The sequence below is a fragment of the Saccharothrix longispora genome (assembly GCF_031455225.1).
In the GTDB taxonomy this organism is placed as follows: Bacteria; Actinomycetota; Actinomycetes; order Mycobacteriales; family Pseudonocardiaceae; genus Actinosynnema; species Actinosynnema longispora.
In genome coordinates this window covers 5,276,326-5,292,099 of sequence record NZ_JAVDSG010000001.1, presented here as the reverse complement: position 1 = coordinate 5,292,099, position 15,774 = coordinate 5,276,326, and the positions used below count along the sequence as shown (strand labels likewise).

The following is a 15,774-nucleotide window of genomic DNA, read 5'->3' as shown; positions in this document are numbered from 1 at the left end:
AGACTGTTCGAGTGTCCGTTGGAAGAGTCAGAGGTGGAGCAGCATGCGCGAGTTGCCCAACGTGTTGGGCTTCACGTACGACAGGTCGAGGAACTCCGCGACGCCCTCGTCGGCCGACCGCATGATCTCCTCGTAGACCTCGGGCGACACCGGCGTCCCGTTGATCTCCACGAACCCGTGCCGCCCGAAGAACGCGGTCTCGAAGGTCAGCACGAAGATCCGCCGGAGTTGGAGCTCGCGCGCCGTCTCGACCAGCCGTTTCACGATGCGGTGCCCGATCCCGCGCCCGCTCTGCGCCGGTTCCACCGCGACCGTGCGGATCTCGGCCAGGTCCTCCCACAGCACGTGCAGCGCGCCGCAGCCGAGGACCACCCCGTCCTCCTCGGCGACCCAGAACTCCTGGATGTCCTCGAACAGGGTCACCAGCGGTTTGGTCAGCAGCACCTTGCCGGCGTACTGGTCGATGAGGGCCTTCATCGCCCGCACGTCACCGGTGCGGGCCCGACGCACGTTGATCGGGTCGTTCACGGTGCAAAGGTAGTCGCCGCCCGGGGTGCCGGCGCGCTCGGTGCGGCGACGGTCCCGGCGGGAACAGGCGGCGGCGCCGGTTACGCTGAGCACCGTGTCTTCCCCCACCACGGCCAAGCGCGTCGCCATGCTGACCCTCGGGTGCGCCCGCAACGAAGTCGACTCCGAGGAGCTCGCCGGTCGCCTCACCGCCGGCGGTTGGGAGCTGGTCGACGACGACGCCGACGTGGTCGTGGTCAACACGTGCGGCTTCGTCGAGTCCGCCAAGAAGGACTCGGTGGACACGCTGCTCGCCGCGTCCGACAGCGGCGCGAAGGTGGTCGCCGTCGGCTGCATGGCCGAGCGCTACGGGGCCGAGCTGGCGGACAGCCTGCCCGAGGCGAACGCGGTCCTCGGTTTCGACCACTACGCGAACCTCGCCGACCGGCTGGACGACGTGGTGGCGGGCCGGACCGTCGAGTCGCACAAGCCCGTCGACCGGCGCACGCTGCTGCCGCTCACGCCCGTGCAGCGGCCGAAGGCGGCCGAGGAGGTGCAGGTCCCCGGGCACGGGTGGGGGCCTCGCGTGCTGCGCACCCGGCTGGAGGACACGCCCGTCGCGCCGCTGAAGATCGCCTCCGGCTGCGACCGGCGGTGCTCGTTCTGCGCCATCCCGTCGTTCCGGGGCGCGTTCGTGTCGCGGCACCCCGACGAGGTGGTGGCCGAGGCGATGTGGCTGGCCGAGCAGGGCGTGCGCGAGGTGTTCCTCGTCTCGGAGAACTCCACCTCCTACGCCAAGGACCTGCCGCGCGAGCTGGGCGGCCTGGAGCAGCTGCTGCCCCGGCTGGCCGCCGTCCCCGGCATCGACCGGGTGCGGGTGTCCTACCTCCAGCCCGCCGAGACCAAGCCGTCGCTGGTGCGGGCCATCGCGACCACCGAGGGCGTGGCCGACTACTTCGACATGTCGTTCCAGCACTCCAGCGAGCCGGTGCTGCGCCGGATGCGCCGGTTCGGCAGCACCGAGTCGTTCCTGGGCCTGGTCGAGCAGATCCGCGCGCTGGCGCCGCGGGCCGGCATCCGGAGCAACGTCATCGTCGGCTTCCCCGGTGAGACCGAGGAGGACGTGGCCGAGCTGGAGCGCTTCCTCACCGCGGCACGCCTGGACGCGGTCGGCGTGTTCGGCTACTCCGACGAGGACGGCACCGAGGCCGAGGGGCTGACCGGCAAGCTCGACGCGGACACCATCGCCGAGCGGGTCGCGCGCATCTCCAACCTCGTCGAGGAGCTGACCTCGCAGCGCGCGGAGGATCGCGTCGGCGACGAGGTCGTCGTCCTGGTCGAGGCCGAGGAGGACGACGAGAGCGACTGCGTCGGCCGGGCCGCCCACCAGGCGCCCGAGGTCGACGGCGAGTGCGTGGTCGCCGACGGTCAGGACCTGAAGGTGGGCGACCTGGTCCGGTGCCGCGTGGACGCGGCCGAGGGCGTCGACCTGGTCGTCTCCGTGATCGAGGTGCTCCCGAGGTGACCGAACCCGCGCGCGTGCCGGTGCTGAACATCGCCAACGTGCTGACGATGTCCCGGCTGGCGCTCGTGCCGGTGTTCCTCTACCTGCTGTTCGCCGACGGCGGCGGCGAGCCGGTGTGGCGGCTGTGGGCGTTCGCCGTGTTCGCCATCGCCTCGGTGACCGACCACGTCGACGGCAACCTCGCCCGCAAGCTCGGCCTGATCACCGACTTCGGCAAGATCGCCGACCCCATCGCGGACAAGGCGCTCACCGGCGCCGCCCTGGTGGGCCTCAGCCTGCTGGGCGAGCTGCCCTGGTGGGTGACGGTCGTCATCGCGGTGCGCGAGCTGTTCGTCACGCTGCTGCGGTTCTGGGTCATCCGGCACGGCGTGATCCCGGCCAGTCGCGGCGGCAAGGCCAAGACGCTCGTGCAGATCTTCGCGATCGGCCTCTACCTGCTGCCGCTGCCGTCGTGGCTGGAGCCGTTGGCGCTCGTCTCGATGGGCGCGGCGGTCGTGCTCACGGTCGTCACGGGCGTCGACTACGTGATCCGCGCGTTCCGCCTGCGGGCGCGCGGCAAGCGGGCGGTGGCGGGGACGTGACGTTCCCGCCGGCCGAGGACGTCGTGCGCGCCCTGCGCGAGCGCGGTGAGACGGTCGCCACGGCCGAGTCGCTCACCGCGGGCCTGGTCACGGCCACCCTCACCGCCGTGCCGGGCTCCAGCGCCGTCGTGCGCGGCGGGCTCGTGGTCTACGCCACGGACCTGAAGCACGCGCTCGCCGGGGTGTCCGCCGACCTGCTCGCCGAGCACGGCGCGGTCCACCCGGAGGTGGCGCGGCAGCTCGCCACCGGGGCGCGGGAGCGGTGTGGCGCGACCTGGGGCCTCGGGTTGACCGGCGTGGCCGGGCCCGACCCGCAGGACGGCGTGCCCGCCGGCACCGTCCACATCGGTTTGTCCGGTCCGCCCGGTTCGTTCGTCCGAATGCTCACTCTGGGTGGTGACAGGCACGAAATTCGCACCGCCTCCACGACAGGGGCCCTCGACCTCCTCCGGGGGTACCTCGAAATCCCGGTCGGGTGACCTGAGCTGCGGCTTCGCACGGAAATCAGCCGGGCCGAGCGGGAACTTCCGGAGCTGTTCACCCGTTCACCCTTAGCGGACGTGTCACGAAGTCACTGCCCGTCGACGGGACGGGTCGGTAACGTGGTGGCACGGCCGGCCGGAAGGAGGCGCGCGATGACCGTGCTGCTACGCGAGGCGATCGGTGATCGGCTCCGCCATGCCCGCACCACCCAACGCCGCACGCTGCGCGAGGTCTCCAGGACCGCCCGCGTCAGCCTGGGGTACCTGTCCGAGGTGGAGCGGGGCCGCAAGGAGGCGTCCAGCGAGCTGCTGGCCGCGATCTGCGAGGCGTTGGACCTGCCCCTCTACGAGTTGCTCCACCTGGTCGCCTCGGACATCGGCGCGCTCCAGCAGCCGGTGCCCAGCCCGGCGGAGCTCGCCGAGCGGGCGACGTCCGCCCCGGCGGGCCTGGAGGGTGGCACCGTGGTGCCCGCGATGATCGGCAACGACCTGTCCGACCTGCGGCTCCAGCCCGTGCTCACGCACCGGCTGCCGAGCACCCTCAGCAAGCCGCGCGGCACGGTGGTGGCGGCGTAGCCCCAGATCAGCGACCGAGAGCCGAGCCGGTGTTCCGGCTCGGCTCTCGGTGTTCGCAACGACTCGACAACCCCCGGACGGGGTCGGCGAGTGCCCGCCCGCGGGATCGGGGGAGGATGGCCACGTCGACCGAAGTTTCGGGGGTGGATCAGGGTGAACCCGGATATCTCCCCCGGTCGGTGGAAGCAGCGCGCCACAACTGGAACGATGGAACCAACAACAGCACCGGGTCGTTGCCAATCACGAGCGCGAGCCAGGGACGTGCGGAGAAGGCAGGCGTAGGAGATGGCCAACCCTTTCGTGAAGGCGTGGAAGTACTTCATGGCGGCTTTTTCGTCGAAGATCGACGAGCACGCCGACCCTAAGGTGCAGATCCAGCAGGCCATCGAGGAGGCGCAGCGCCAGCACCAGGCGCTGTCGCAGCAGGCGGCGGCGGTGATCGGCAACCAGCGCCAGCTGGAGATGAAGCTCAACCGGCAGCTCGGCGAGGTGGAGAAGCTCCAGGCGTCCGCGCGCCAGGCGCTCGTGCTCGCCGACGAGGCCCGGGGCAAGGGCGAGGAGCAGCGCGCGACGGAGTTCGAGAACGCCGCGCAGTCGTTCGCCACCCAGCTGGTGACGGCCGAGCAGAGCATCGAGGACCTGAAGACGTTGCACGACCAGGCGTTGCAGGCGGCTCAGCAGGCCAAGCAGGCCGTCGAGCGCAACGCGATGGTGCTCCAGGGCAAGCTGGCGGAGCGCACCAAGCTCCTCAGCCAGCTGGAGCAGGCGAAGATGCAGGAGCAGGTGTCGCACTCGCTGCGCCAGATGACCGAGCTGGCGGCGCCGGGCAACACGCCGTCGCTGGAGGAGGTCCGCGACAAGATCGAGAAGCGGTACACCACCGCCCTCGGTTCCGCGGAGCTGGCGCAGAACTCCGTGCAGGGCCGGATGCTGGAGGTCCAGCAGTCGACCACGCAGATGGCGGGCTCGTCCCGCCTGGAGCAGATCCGCGCCTCGATGGCCGGTGGCAACGTCGCGGGCGAGGTGACCGCGGGCAAGCCGGCCGGCGCGAGCGCGAGCATCCAGCAGGAGATCCAGCAGCGGGTGCAGCAGCAGGCGCAGCCGCAGCAGACCCAGCAGATCCAGCAGCCGCCCAGCCAGGGCTGAGACCCGGCGTGGGCTGAGAGGGGAGCGTCCGCGGTGCACCCAGCTCGGAAGGTGACCGGTGAGATCGTCCAGATCGTCGGTGGCCAGATCCAGGGACCGATCGCGGACCAGGTCAAGCGGCGCATAGCCGCGTGGAACGACCCGCGCGCGAAGCTCGACCGGCAGTACCGCCGGTCGGGCCGCGCGCTCACCTTCTGGCTCATCGTGCTGGCGCTGCTCGCGGTGGTCGGCGTGCTCACGCTGGTGAACGCACTGCCGGTGGCGGCGGGTGTCGGCGCGGCCCTCGGGTTCGCCGGCACCTCCGTGCTGGCGGTGCGCACGAACATGCGGATGCGCGACATCGACCGGAGGCGGCGGCAGCTCAGCGCCGCCCCGGTCCGCGTCCCGCTGCCGTCCCGCGCCTCGGCCGCCCGCCTGCCGATGGAACGGCTGGAGGACGCCGAGGACACGCTGCGCGAGCTGCTGCGGCAGCTCGACTCGGCGGCGCTGACCTCGGTGCCCACCGAGTCGGTCGAGCAGGCGCGGGCGACCGGGGCCGAGGCGGGCGCGGCGATCCGCGCCGTGTCCCACCAGCTCCAGGCCGTCGAACGCGCCCGTGACACGGCGCCCCCACTGGACCGGGGGCCGCTCGTCGAGGGCGTGCGACGGCTGCGCGCCCAGCTCGACGAGGGCGTGGAGGGCTACTGCGGCCTGGTGGCCGCCGCCGGCCGCGTGCTCGCCGAGAGCACGGCCACCAACCCCGGGCAGGTGCTGGGAGACGCGACCGACCACCTGGCGGGCCTGGCGTCGGCGCTGCGCGAGCTGTCCCGCTGACCGTCCCGGGGGTCCCGGGGTCGTCGGGCACGTGCACCCGCACGGCCATCTGCACGAACGCCCGTTACATCACGTTGCGTAGCGAAGCTGGGCTGCCGTCCTCGGTGCAGTGGCGTACGCTGCTGCAATAGTGTGATTATCAGACCGTTATATGGCGGCTGCCACTACGTGGCGTGGCAGGATCGCTGCGTCGGACAGAGCTGTCCGGTCTGATCGCCGGGGAGGTCGTCGAGTGGCGTTGTGGACCGTGCACGGCGATGGCCGTCCCACCGATGGTGACGCCATCGCGCCGCAGGAGCGGGTGAGCTGGCCGCTCACCGTCGGCTTCGGCGCGCAGCACCTCGTCGCCATGGCGGGGGCCACGATCCTCGTCCCGGCCACCACCGGTCTGCCGGTCTCCACCACGCTGCTGTTCTCCGGCGTCGGCACCCTGCTGTTCCTGGTCCTGACCCGCAACCGCGTGCCGAGCTACCTCGGGGCGTCGTTCGCGTTCATCGCCCCGCTGTCCGCCGCCCGCGACGAGGGCATCGCCGCGCAGCTCGGCGGGGTCCTCGCGGCGGGCCTGCTGGTGGTGATCATCGGCGTCGCCGTCAAGGCGCTGGGCGTGCGGATGCTGGAATCGGTGATGCCGCCGGTCGTGACGGGTGCCGTGGTCGTCCTGATCGGCCTGAACCTGTCCCACCGCGCCACCGGCTCGTTCGCCGAGCAGCCGCTGCCCGCCGCGGTGACCATGGGCATCATCCTGCTGTGCGGCGTGCTCGGGCGCGGCACGTTCTTCCGGTTCTCGGTGCTGCTCGGCGTGCTCGTCGGCTGGGCGCTGGGCTTCTGGCTCGGCCTGGTCGACACGGCCGCGGTGGCGGGCGCCGACTGGGTGGGGCTGCCCGCGTTCCACTCGCCCGAGCTGCGGCCCTCGGTCACCCTGCTGGTGCTGCCGGTGGTGATCGTGCTGGTCGCGGAGAACGTGGGCCACGTGAAGGCCGTCGGCGCGCTCACCGGCCGCAACCTCGACGGCAGCATCGGTGACTCGATCATCGCCAACGGCCTGTCCACCGCGCTCGCGGGCATCGGCGGCGGACCGGGCACCACCACCTACTCCGAGAACATCGGCGTGATGGGCGTGACCAAGGTCTACTCGACGGCCGCGTACGCGGTCACCGGGGTGGCCGCGGTGCTGCTGGCGTTCTCGCCGAAGGCCACGGCGCTGCTCGCCACCGTGCCCGCGGGCGTGGTGGGCGGTGCGACGCTCGTGCTGTTCGGCCTGATCAGCCTGGTCGGCGTGCGGATCTGGATGGAGCACCGGGTCGACCTGGCCAACCCCGGCAACGCCCTGGTCGGCGGCGCGGCGCTGGTCGCGGGCGTCGGCGACCTGACCCTGGAGCTGGGCGACATGGAGCTGGGCGGCCTGGTGTGGGGTTCGCTGCTGGTCGTGATCCTGCACCCGGTGCTGCGCCGGCTCGGGGCCGTGCGCAAGGGCTAGGGGGCGAGCGCCCGGTTGATCCGGCGCACCAGACCGGGACCCTCGTAGATGAACCCGGTGTAGACCTGGAGCAGGCTCGCGCCGGCGTCGAGCATCCGCTTGGCGTCGTCGGCGGACGCGATGCCGCCCACCCCGATGATCGGCAGCTTCCCGTCGGTCCGCCGCGACACGAACCGCACGACCTCACGCGCCCGCTCGGTCAGCGGCCGGCCGCTCAACCCGCCCGCCTCGTGCGCGAGCGCCCGGTCGGACGGGGCGAGGCCGTCGCGCGACAACGTGGTGTTGGTCGCGATCAGGCCGCTCACGTCGTGCGCCGCGCACACCTCCAGCACCTCGCCGATCGCCTCGTCGGTCAGGTCGGGTGCGATCTTGACCAGGATCGGCTTGCGCGGCGCCGCGCCCGCCAGCCCGCGCGCGGCCTCGTCGAGGCCGGCCAGCAGTTCGGTCAGCGCGCCCCGGTCCTGGAGGCTGCGCAGGCCCGGCGTGTTCGGCGAGCTGATGTTGATCGCGAAGTAGTCGCCGTGCCGGTACAGCGCGCGCAGCGAGGCCCGGTAGTCCTCGACGGCCTCCTCGACCGGCGTCACCTTGGACTTGCCCAGGCTGATGCCCAGCGGCACGGACAGCGGGCCGAGCCGGTCCAGCCGGTCCGCCAGCGCCTGCGCGCCGTCGTTGTTGAAACCCATCCGGTTGATGATCGCGTCGCTGCCGCGCAGCCGGAACAGCCGCGGCTTCGGGTTGCCCGGCTGCGGGTGCCGGGTGACCGTGCCGACCTCGACGAACCCGAACCCGAGCGCGCCCCACGCGGGCAGCGCCCGGCCGTTCTTGTCCAGGCCCGCGGCGAGGCCGACCGGGTTGGGGAACGTGACGCCGAAGACGGTGCGCTCCAGCTTCGGCCCGCGCTTCACGACCTTCGCCACCGGGCTCGCCGCCGCCAGCAGGCCGAGGGTGGTCTCGTGGACCCGCTCCGCGTCCCCGCCGTGCATCCGGAACAACGCCTTGCGCACCACGCTCTTGTAGACCACGGTGCGCAACCCTAGGCGATCGGTCCTGGTTGGCAGCGCGGGCACCAGTACGCGGGCCGCTCGTGGACCCCCTCGCCCTGCCCGCCGACGCGCACCCGCGTGCCGCAGCGGAAGCACGGCTTGCCGGCCCGCTCGAACACCCAGTGCTGCCGGCCCCGGGCGAGCGAACCGGTGGTGCTCTGCTCCGGGCGCCACGCGTTGGCCAGCAGCAGCCTGCGCGACAGCCGCACGGCCTCCGCCGGGTCCACCGCCGACACCGGGCTCCACGGCGAGACCTTCAGCAGGAAGCACACCTCGGCCTTGTAGAGGTTGCCCACGCCCGCGAACACCCGCTGGTCGAGCAGCGCCACGCCCAGCTCGCGCTCCGGGTCGGCGGCCAGCCGGCGCACCGCCTCCGCCTCGTCGGCGTCACCCCAGCCCTCGCCGAGCAGGTCCGGCCCCAGGTGCCCGACCAGCCGGTGCTCCTCGCCGGTGGGCAGCAGCTCCAGGTCGTGCAGCGAGAACCCCACCACGACCCGGTCGGGCACCTCCAGCACCGCCCGCACCTGGTGCCCGGGCCGCCGCCACTTCTCGCCCGGCCGGTACAGGTGCCACGCGCCGTCCATCCGGAAGTGGCTGTGCAGGCTCAGGTCACCGGAGAACCGGGTGAACAGGTGCTTGCCGACCGACCGGACGCCCAGCACCTCGCGACCGGCCAGGTCGGCCGTGGCCCACCGGGGGTGGCGCAGCTCACCGCGCAGCAGGACGCGACCGGACAGCGCCTCGTCCAGGCGGCGCCCGGCCAGGAAGACCGTGTCACCCTCGGGCACCGCTGTCGACGGCCTCGCTGATCTCGTCGTCGTCGAAGTCCTGGTGGCTGATGCGCCGCCGGCTGCGGCTCATCCGCAGGATGCGCGCCAGCACCAGGTTGAACGCCAGCGCCACCTCGCGCGCGCCGGGCGTGCCCCACTCGTGGATCGGCATGCACGCGCCCTGCGCCTGCTGGACGGCCAGCCGGTCGGGCAGCGCCACCGGCATCACCAGCGGGCCGAAGATGTCGCGCAGCTCCTCGATGCGGAACTGGTGCTCGTGCGAGCGCGGCCGGACCCGGTTGACCACCACGCCCAGCGGCTGGAGCTCCGGGTTGTGCGCCCGCTCGGCCTGCACCGCCTCGAACGCCCGCTGCACGCCCGCCACCGCGAACATGGTGGGCTCGGTCACCAGCAGCGCGCGGTCCGCCGCCACCAGCGCCGACCGGGTCAGCTGGCCCAACGACGGCGGGCAGTCCAGCAGCACCAGCTGGTACGGCTCGTCGTCCTCCTTGAGCAGCGCCAGCGCCTCGCGCAGCTTGCCCAGCCGGGTCTCGCCGGGGTCGGGGTGGTTGAGCGACTCGGCGTCCTCGGAGCCGGCGAGGACGTCCACGCCGTCACCCCAGCCGCTGGGTGCGACGGCGTCGCGCAGGTTCTCGGCGGTCGGCTCCTGGAGCACGTCGAAGATGCTCGTGCCGGTGTCCTCGGGCTCCAGGGTCGAGGTGGCGTTGCACTGCGGATCGAGGTCGATGACCAGCGTGCGAACACCGCGCCGCAGCGCGGCGGACGCGAGACCGAGCGCGACCGTCGTCTTGCCCACGCCACCCTTGAGGCTGAGCACCGCCACCGTATGCACGTCGTCAGCCTACGGCCCCTAGGCTCTGGTGCCATGCGACCGGACGCCGTACACAGGGTGCTCGACGCCGAACTGGCCGCCGCGCGCGACCGCCGGGGCGGGGAACCGCCCAGGGTGCTCGACGTGGGCGGGGGCAGCGGCGTGTGGGCCGTGCCACTCGCCCTGGCCGGCTGCTCGGTGACCGTCGTCGACCCCAGCCCGGACGCCCTGGCCACGCTGCACCGCCGCGCGGCCGAGGTGGGCGTGCTGGACCGGGTCACGGCCGTCCAAGGCGACACGGACGCGCTGGAGCCCCACGGCGGTGCCGATCTCGTGCTCGGGCACGGCGTGCTGGAGGTCGTGGACGACGCGAGCGCCGCCCTGGCCGCGCTGGCCGGGGCCGCGGTGCCCGGCGGCGCGGTGTCCGTGCTGGTGGCGAACCGGTTCGCGGCCGTGCTGCACCGGGCCATCGCGGGCCGGCTGGTGGACGCACGGCGGTTGCTGGACGACGAGGCGGGGCAGCTCGTCGGCGCGCGCGACCCGCTGCTGCGCCGGTTCGACGTGGCCGGGCTGGAGGCGCTGGTGCTCGCCTCGGGCCTGGAGGTGGAGCTGCTCCAGGGCCACGGCGTGGTGTCCGACCTGGTCCCGGGCTCGGTGCTGGACGCCAACCCCGGCGCGGCGGAGGCGCTGGCGGAGCTGGAGCTGGCCGCGTCCACCCGCCCGCCGCTGCGCGACGTGGCCGCGCGCTTGCACGTGCTGGGCCGGAAGTCCGCCTGACCGGGAGACCACCCCGGACCCGGAGGACCCGGAGGACCCGCGAGAGCGTGTGCGCGGCGCCCGGCTGCGTCGCGAGGTCCGGCGACACGCCTGGCTGACAATTACTCAGAGCGACCAATAGCTGTAGTACATTCATCCGATCGCCTTTCAAACGCGGCCATTCAGACCAACTTCGCGTGAGTTGCGTCATCCACGTGAGGGATCGACGTCGCGTTCGCATGTGCCCCAAGGGGTGGTCCAGCGCGCGGACTCCGAGGAGCTCGGGATGGAAGCAGCAGCAGTGGTCGGGTTCGGAGTGGTGCCGGGACGTCGCGGTTCGCCGCACGTCCTCGGGGGGAGGCCGGTGATGTCCGCGCAGCACGAGGGCGAGCCGGCGGCCCCCATGTCGTCGGTGCGGCCGGTGGGTGGTTCGACGCCGGTGCCGGGAGGGGCGGACGCGCTGGTCGAGCCCGCCGTCCGGGGCGACCAGCGGGCGGTGGAGGAGCTGCTGAAGCTCATCCGGCCCCTCGTCGTGAGGTACTGCCGGGCGCGGGTCGGTCGCGGGGAGCGGTCGCAGGCGTCGGCGGACGACGTGGCGCAGGAGGTGTGCCTGGCGGTGCTCAAGGCGCTGCCGTCGTACCGCGACCAGGGCAGGCCGTTCCTGGCGTTCGTGTACGGCATCGCGTCGCACAAGGTCGCGGACGCGCACCGGGCGTCGGCGCGCAACCGGGCGGAGTCGGTGCCCGAGCTGCCCGACGGCGCGGGCAGGGAGGCGGGGCCGGAGCAGCGGGCGCTGGAGGGCGAGCTGTCCTCCAAGATGGGGCAGCTGCTGGAAGTGCTGCCCGAGCGGCAGCGCGAGATCCTGGTCCTGCGCGTCGTCATGGGCATGTCCGCGGAGGAGACCGCGGTGGTGGTCGGCTCGACGGCGGGGGCGGTCCGGGTGGCGCAGCACCGCGCGTTGGCGCGGTTAAGGAAAGTCCTGGGGCAGTCCTGAAGCGCCCCCGCGCCGCCGGAGTGGCGTAGTCTGTCGAACGGGTGTTCGGGGGAGGGGTTCCGTGGGCCGCAGCGCCAACCTGCCGCGCGGTCGGGTGGACCGCTTCCGCGCGCGCGGCGACGCGTGGCCGGACGACACCGGCTGCCCGATGCTGCACGTCGACATGGACGCCTTCTACGCCTCGGTCGAGATCCGGCACCGCCCCGAGCTGGCCGACCGGCCGGTGGTCGTGGGCGGGACGGCGAACCGCGGCGTGGTCGCGTCGGCCAACTACCTCGCGCGGGAGTTCGGCGTGCGCTCCGCCATGCCCACCGCGCACGCCCGCAGGCTCGCGCCGCACGCGGTGTTCATCCCACCCGACTTCGCCCGCTACCAGGAGGTCTCCCGCGGGGTGATGGCGATCTTCCGCGACGTCACGCCGCTGGTCGAGCCGTTGAGCCTGGACGAGGCGTTCCTCGACGTCAGCGGCGCGCTCAAGCGGATGCGGGCCACCCCGGCGGCGATCGGGCAGCTCATCCGGGCGCAGGTCGAGGAGGCGTTCGGCGTGACCTGCTCGGTGGGCGTGGCGCCGACGAAGTTCCTCGCCAAGCTCGCGTCCGGGATGTGCAAGCCGGACGGGCTGATGGTGGTCCCGCGCGACGAGGTGCTGTCGTTCCTGCACCCGCTGCCGGTGTCGGCCCTCTGGGGCGTCGGCGAGCGGACCGCCGAGCAGCTCGACCGGGTCGGGCTGGCGACCGTCGCGGACGTGGCGGCGACACCGCTGCCGAGGCTGCGCCGGGTGGTGGGCGTGGCGCTGGCCGAGCACCTGCACGCCCTCGCCCGGGGCCACGACGACCGGCCCGTCGTGCCGTCGACGCGGGAGAAGTCGATCGGCGCCGAGGAGACGTTCGAGGTCGACCACTTCGACCGCGAGCTGCTGCGCCGCGAGCTGCTGCGGCTGTCCGAGCGGTCGGCGGCGACGCTGCGCTCGCGCGGGCTGCGCGGCCGGACGGTGTCGATCAAGGTGCGGTTCGCCGACTTCACCACGATCACCCGGTCGAAGACGCTGCGCGTGGCCACGGACGTCACGCACGAGGTCTACAGGACCGCCTCGACGCTGCTGGACGAGCAGGTGCCGCCGGGCGCCGTGCGGTTGATCGGCGTGCGGGTCGAGCAGCTCGTCGAGGGCGACGACGGCGAGCAGCTGATGTTCGACGCCCCGGAGCGGGGGTGGCGCGAGGCGGAGCAGGCGGCGGACCAGGCGCGGTCGAAGTTCGGGCGGGCCGCGGTGCGCCCGGCGTCGCTGCTGGACCAGGGACCGACCCGCTCCGGCACCGCCGTCCCGCGTCCGGAACGCTGACGCCGCGGGCCGTTCGGGTGGTTCGGGCCCGCGATCGCGGCCGCCGGGACGATCACCGGGCACGCTGGTGCCGTGGACCGGTTCTGGGGTCTCCTCACCGAGTCCGAGCACGGGGTGCTCGGCACTACGGGCACCGAGCGCGACTACGCCGCCGGCTCCGTGGTCTGCCGCGAGGGCGAGGTCACGGGGCACGTGATCGTGGTCCGGCGCGGCCTGCTGAGGGTCACCGCGACGACGTCGGGCGGCACCGAGAAGGTGCTGGCCGTGCGCGGCGCGGGCGACATCGTGGGCGAGCGCTCGGCGGTCGACGGGCTGCCGCGCTCCGCGACCGTGCAGGCGCTGGGCGCGGTGCGGGCGCTGGTGCTGTCCGCGTCGGCCTTCGCGTCGCTGTGCCAGCGGTACCCGCGCATCGCGTGGGCCGTGCTGACCGTCGTCGTCGCCCGGCAGCGGGACACCGACCGGCAGCGCGTGCAGATCAGCGGCACGGCGACGCAGCGCGTGGCGGCGGTGCTGATCGACGTCGCCCTCCAGCGCGGCATCGCCGACCAGGGCGCCGTCGCGCTCAGCCAGGAGGAGTTGGCGGGCATCGCGGGCACGTCGCGCGAATCCCTCGTGCGGGTGCTGCGCGCGCTGCGCGAGGAGGGCATCATCAGCACGGGCCGGCGGAAGATCGAGATCCACCGGGTGAGCCGGCTCTACGACTTCACCAACTGACTTCCCGTTGTGCGTCATCTGACGCGGTGACCCACTCCGGAACCCCCTAGAAATGACCTGTCAGTCATGGTCGGAGGGGGAAGCATGAACCACAACGAGGAGCCCGCCAAGTCCCGCCGCCGGTTCACCGAACGGCTCGCCTGCACGCTCGTGTTCACCGTCCTCCAGCTCTGGGCGGCCGTCGTGATCGTGGTCCGGTTCGACGGCGTCGGCGTGGTCGCCCTCGCGGTCGCGCTGGTGCTCGCCGGCGCACTGGTCGCGGTGCACGACGCCTGGCGCGAGGTCCGCTCGGTGCGCAAGGAGCTCGACGTGGAGATCCGCGAGGACCTCGTCCGGCTCTAGAGACCACGCGGTGGCTGACGAGGGGCAGCCATCGTCTTCCGAGGCATTCCGCGGGCGGTCGGGCCCGCGGAATGCCTCATCTTCGCGGTCGGCCGCAGCGGATCTCCGCGATCGGCCGCCGCGGGTTGTCCACAGGCGCTGGAGTTGTCCACAGTTCGCGATCACGTCCTCGACCGAGCCGCCGCCCAGGGCGATCGTGGACCCATGCACACCACGACCCGCACCACCATCGCCGTCGACGCCCTGGCCGCCCTCTTCCCGCACGGGGTGGCGACCGCCGCCGACCTGCTGTCGCTCGGCCTGGGCAGCGAGGAGCTGTCCCGCCGCTGCCGCCCGCGGGGCGGGTGGCAGCACGTCCTGCCGGGCGTCCTGCTCCTGTCCGACCGGCCCCCGACGCGACCGCAGCTCGTCCAGGCGGCGCTGCGCCACTGCGGCACCGGCAGCATCGTCACCGGCCTCGACGCGCTCCAGCTGCACGGCATGCGCGCCCTGCCGGCCCACGGCCCGGTCCACGTCCTGGTGACCCGCCCGGTGGACCCGAGCACCAGGGTCCGCGCCACGAGGACCCGCCACCCACCGGACCCGGTCCTGCGCAGGGGCTTCCTCACCGCGCCGCTGGCGAGGGCGGCGGCCGACGCGGCCAGGACCCTGGAGACGCGCGACGACATCCGGGCGGTGCTCACCGAGGCGCTGCGCCGGGGCGGTGTCGCGGTCGACGACCTGCGGCCCCACCTGTCCCGGGCGTCCGCGCCGGCCAAGCGGGTCCTGGCCGAGCTGGCGGAGGGCGTCCGCTCGGCGCCCCAGGCGTGGGCGAGATCCCTGGTGGCCGGCCTGCCCCTGCCGCCGCCGAGGTGGGGCGTGCGCCTGCGCTCCGCGGCGGGCGGGTCGCTGGGCGCCGCCGACGCCTGGTGGGAGGAGCTGGCGCTCGCCTGGCAGTTCACCACCGCGACCGCCCACTCGCCCGCCCTGGCCGCGGCCGGCGCTGTCGTGGTCCACACCCCACCGGCCCGCCTGCGCCAGGCTCCGGCCGAAGCCGCGCGGGCGCTGCTCGCCGCGGCCGCCCGGGCCGCCGACCGGAAGGGTGACGTCCGTGTGGTCGTGGCGCGGTCGCCGGCCGGGCCGACACCTTCGGAGCGCGGGTAGTCGGCTGATCACGGGCTGTCATGGCACGTGATCGAATCGGTCGGGAAAGTGCACGGGAGGGCTTGACAGTCGACCAAGGGCCGGTCATCCGGGACCTCACGAAGGTCTGACCGTTGACCCGTGAGGATGATGGTGACCGAACGAACCGCTTAGGGGCACGGACTGGGTAGTCGGAGAGCCTCCCGAATCGTATCCTGGTTGTGACGCCCCCAGGGTGGGGCGTCCGCCGGGACCGGCGGCAACCGTGATTACCCGGCGCCCGCGACCGCTGTGCCGGAGGAGGAGCCATGCCACTCTCCGAGCACGAGCAGCGACTGCTCGACCAGATCGAGCGCGCGCTCTACGCCGAGGACCCGAAGTTCGCATCCACCGTGCGTGGCGCCAAGCTGCGCAAGCCGTCCCGACGGCGTCGTATCCAGGGCATCGCGCTGTTCGCCGTGGGTGTGGCTCTGCTGGTGACGGGTGTGATGTTGCCGAAGCTCGCTGGTATCCCGGTGGTGAGCGTGGTCGGCTTCCTGTTGATGTTCTTCGGCGTGCTGCTCACCGTGACGACACTGCGTCGTGGTGACCAGGGTGCCGAGGAACCCAGTCAAGAGGGAAGCCGGTCCAGCCGCAGCTCGTTCTCTCAGAAGATGGAAGAACGTTTCCGTCGCCGTTTCGAGGACGAGTAGTCCGCGCGACAGCCCGACAGAACACGCACACGGCCCGCCCCCGCAGCACCAGGGGGCGGGCCG

Annotated in this window: 18 protein-coding genes; 14 read left to right on the top strand and 4 right to left on the bottom strand. The window is 73.1% G+C overall.

Annotation, left to right across the window (positions count from 1 at the left end; all coding sequences use genetic code 11):
* Nucleotides 1-27: 27 nt before the first annotated feature.
* Nucleotides 28-528 (bottom strand): amino-acid N-acetyltransferase, encoded by a 501-nt coding sequence (locus tag J2S66_RS21795; RefSeq protein WP_310309077.1) that lies wholly within the window; start codon nucleotides 526-528, stop codon nucleotides 28-30.
* A gap of 127 nt (nucleotides 529-655) precedes the next feature.
* Between J2S66_RS21795 and rimO the strand changes: the two genes are divergently transcribed.
* The 7 genes from rimO to J2S66_RS21760 all read left to right on the top strand — a co-directional run bounded on the left by rimO (nucleotide 656) and on the right by J2S66_RS21760 (nucleotide 7,107).
* Nucleotides 656-2,032, top strand: coding sequence for a 30S ribosomal protein S12 methylthiotransferase RimO (gene rimO / locus J2S66_RS21790; RefSeq protein WP_310314976.1), 1,377 nt, complete (start codon nucleotides 656-658; stop codon nucleotides 2,030-2,032).
* Nucleotides 2,029-2,613: a CDP-diacylglycerol--glycerol-3-phosphate 3-phosphatidyltransferase gene (pgsA, locus tag J2S66_RS21785; RefSeq protein WP_310309076.1), complete on the top strand. Its 585-nt coding sequence runs from the start codon at nucleotides 2,029-2,031 to the stop codon at nucleotides 2,611-2,613. The genes rimO and pgsA overlap by 4 nt, the downstream gene beginning before the upstream one ends.
* The gene (locus J2S66_RS21780) at nucleotides 2,610-3,092 is read left to right on the top strand and encodes a CinA family protein (protein WP_310309075.1); all 483 of its coding nucleotides are present in this window, start codon (nucleotides 2,610-2,612) and stop codon (nucleotides 3,090-3,092) included. Before pgsA ends, J2S66_RS21780 begins: the two co-directional genes overlap by 4 nt.
* A gap of 156 nt (nucleotides 3,093-3,248) precedes the next feature.
* Nucleotides 3,249-3,671: a helix-turn-helix domain-containing protein gene (locus J2S66_RS21775; protein ID WP_310309074.1), complete on the top strand. Its 423-nt coding sequence runs from the start codon at nucleotides 3,249-3,251 to the stop codon at nucleotides 3,669-3,671.
* A 285-nt stretch (nucleotides 3,672-3,956) separates the two neighbouring features.
* Nucleotides 3,957-4,817, top strand: a complete 861-nt coding sequence (locus tag J2S66_RS21770; protein ID WP_306750701.1) for a PspA/IM30 family protein — start codon at nucleotides 3,957-3,959, stop codon at nucleotides 4,815-4,817.
* Nucleotides 4,818-4,850: 33 nt separating this feature from the next.
* A complete protein-coding gene (pspM, locus tag J2S66_RS21765) occupies nucleotides 4,851-5,630 on the top strand; it encodes a phage shock envelope stress response protein PspM (RefSeq protein WP_310309073.1) in 780 nt (259 codons plus the stop codon).
* Nucleotides 5,631-5,862: 232 nt separating this feature from the next.
* A complete protein-coding gene (locus J2S66_RS21760) occupies nucleotides 5,863-7,107 on the top strand; it encodes a uracil-xanthine permease family protein (protein WP_310309071.1) in 1,245 nt (414 codons plus the stop codon).
* Here the strand turns inward: J2S66_RS21760 and J2S66_RS21755 are convergent.
* The 3 genes from J2S66_RS21755 to J2S66_RS21745 are packed head-to-tail and all read right to left on the bottom strand — an operon-like array spanning nucleotide 7,104 to nucleotide 9,773.
* Nucleotides 7,104-8,129, bottom strand: coding sequence for a quinone-dependent dihydroorotate dehydrogenase (locus J2S66_RS21755; protein ID WP_310309069.1), 1,026 nt, complete (start codon nucleotides 8,127-8,129; stop codon nucleotides 7,104-7,106). The genes J2S66_RS21760 and J2S66_RS21755 overlap by 4 nt on opposite strands.
* 11 nt (nucleotides 8,130-8,140) lie before the next feature.
* Nucleotides 8,141-8,938 (bottom strand): Fpg/Nei family DNA glycosylase, encoded by a 798-nt coding sequence (locus tag J2S66_RS21750; protein ID WP_310309068.1) that lies wholly within the window; start codon nucleotides 8,936-8,938, stop codon nucleotides 8,141-8,143.
* Nucleotides 8,925-9,773 (bottom strand): ParA family protein, encoded by an 849-nt coding sequence (locus J2S66_RS21745; RefSeq protein ID WP_306750695.1) that lies wholly within the window; start codon nucleotides 9,771-9,773, stop codon nucleotides 8,925-8,927. Before J2S66_RS21745 ends, J2S66_RS21750 begins: the two co-directional genes overlap by 14 nt.
* A gap of 33 nt (nucleotides 9,774-9,806) precedes the next feature.
* Between J2S66_RS21745 and J2S66_RS21740 the strand changes: the two genes are divergently transcribed.
* The 7 genes from J2S66_RS21740 to J2S66_RS21710 all read left to right on the top strand — a co-directional run bounded on the left by J2S66_RS21740 (nucleotide 9,807) and on the right by J2S66_RS21710 (nucleotide 15,711).
* A complete protein-coding gene (locus tag J2S66_RS21740) occupies nucleotides 9,807-10,529 on the top strand; it encodes a class I SAM-dependent methyltransferase (RefSeq protein WP_310309067.1) in 723 nt (240 codons plus the stop codon).
* Between the two features lie 382 nt (nucleotides 10,530-10,911).
* Nucleotides 10,912-11,502, top strand: coding sequence for a sigma-70 family RNA polymerase sigma factor (locus J2S66_RS21735; RefSeq protein WP_310314972.1), 591 nt, complete (start codon nucleotides 10,912-10,914; stop codon nucleotides 11,500-11,502).
* 61 nt (nucleotides 11,503-11,563) lie between these two features.
* Nucleotides 11,564-12,841 (top strand): DNA polymerase IV, encoded by a 1,278-nt coding sequence (locus tag J2S66_RS21730; RefSeq protein ID WP_310309066.1) that lies wholly within the window; start codon nucleotides 11,564-11,566, stop codon nucleotides 12,839-12,841.
* Between the two features lie 72 nt (nucleotides 12,842-12,913).
* Nucleotides 12,914-13,555, top strand: coding sequence for a Crp/Fnr family transcriptional regulator (locus J2S66_RS21725; protein WP_310309064.1), 642 nt, complete (start codon nucleotides 12,914-12,916; stop codon nucleotides 13,553-13,555).
* 84 nt (nucleotides 13,556-13,639) lie between these two features.
* Entirely contained in the window at nucleotides 13,640-13,897 is a 258-nt protein-coding gene (locus tag J2S66_RS21720) for a hypothetical protein (RefSeq protein ID WP_310309063.1), read from the top strand.
* Nucleotides 13,898-14,101: 204 nt separating this feature from the next.
* Nucleotides 14,102-15,040 (top strand): hypothetical protein, encoded by a 939-nt coding sequence (locus J2S66_RS21715; protein ID WP_310309061.1) that lies wholly within the window; start codon nucleotides 14,102-14,104, stop codon nucleotides 15,038-15,040.
* Between the two features lie 287 nt (nucleotides 15,041-15,327).
* The gene (locus tag J2S66_RS21710) at nucleotides 15,328-15,711 is read left to right on the top strand and encodes an SCO2097 family morphological protein (RefSeq protein ID WP_310309060.1); all 384 of its coding nucleotides are present in this window, start codon (nucleotides 15,328-15,330) and stop codon (nucleotides 15,709-15,711) included.
* Nucleotides 15,712-15,774 lie beyond the last annotated feature (63 nt).

Coding starts and splice junctions, on each gene's coding strand:
- J2S66_RS21770 (WP_306750701.1), top strand. CDS start 3,957: ATGGCCAACCCTTTCGTGAAGGCGTGGAAGTACTTCATGGCGGCTTTT.
- J2S66_RS21735 (WP_310314972.1), top strand. CDS start 10,912: ATGTCGTCGGTGCGGCCGGTGGGTGGTTCGACGCCGGTGCCGGGAGGG.
- J2S66_RS21740 (WP_310309067.1), top strand. CDS start 9,807: ATGCGACCGGACGCCGTACACAGGGTGCTCGACGCCGAACTGGCCGCC.
- J2S66_RS21775 (WP_310309074.1), top strand. CDS start 3,249: ATGACCGTGCTGCTACGCGAGGCGATCGGTGATCGGCTCCGCCATGCC.
- rimO (WP_310314976.1), top strand. CDS start 656: ATGCTGACCCTCGGGTGCGCCCGCAACGAAGTCGACTCCGAGGAGCTC.
- J2S66_RS21715 (WP_310309061.1), top strand. CDS start 14,102: ATGCACACCACGACCCGCACCACCATCGCCGTCGACGCCCTGGCCGCC.
- J2S66_RS21720 (WP_310309063.1), top strand. CDS start 13,640: ATGAACCACAACGAGGAGCCCGCCAAGTCCCGCCGCCGGTTCACCGAA.
- J2S66_RS21710 (WP_310309060.1), top strand. CDS start 15,328: ATGCCACTCTCCGAGCACGAGCAGCGACTGCTCGACCAGATCGAGCGC.